This window comes from Pseudomonas sp. ES3-33 (genome assembly GCF_000952175.1).
GTDB classification, from domain to species: domain Bacteria; phylum Pseudomonadota; class Gammaproteobacteria; order Pseudomonadales; family Pseudomonadaceae; genus Aquipseudomonas; species Aquipseudomonas gregormendelii.
This window is the reverse complement of the sequence record NZ_JZRI01000136.1, coordinates 1-515: the sequence shown is the minus strand read 5'-3', so window position 1 is coordinate 515 and position 515 is coordinate 1. Positions and strand designations below refer to the sequence as shown.

Here is a 515-nt window from a genome sequence, read left to right as displayed (position 1 = left end):
GCCAACTACAACGGCAGCGTGCCAGTGGTCAGCTACACCGTCACCGACGGTTCCGGTAGCAATGTCACCTCGACCCTGAACATCAGCGTCACCCCGGTCGATGACAGCTTCACCGATGCCAGCGAAACCGTGTCCACCCTGGAAGACACTGCCGTTACCGGCAGCGTGCTGACCGGGACTTCCAGCGTCGACGGCCCTGTCAGCGTGCTCAACTTCACCATCGGTGCGAACACCTACACCGCCGGCAGTACGGCGACTATCGCCAATGTCGGCACCCTGGTGATCGGGGCCAACGGGGCGTACACCTTTACTCCGGCTGCCAACTACAACGGCAGCGTGCCAGTGGTCAGCTACACCGTCACTGACGGTTCCGGTAGCAATGTCACTTCGACCCTGAACATCAGCGTCACCCCGGTCGATGACAGCTTCACCGATGCCAGCGAAACCGTGTCCACCCTGGAAGACACTGCCGTGACCGGCAGCGTGCTGACCGGGACTTCCAGCGTCGACGGCCC

General features: G+C 62.5%; 1 protein-coding gene. It reads left to right on the top strand.

What is annotated here, in order from left to right:
* Positions 1-515: cadherin-like domain-containing protein (locus UB23_RS29815; protein ID WP_177328587.1), on the top strand; the 515-nt coding region annotated here is incomplete at both ends.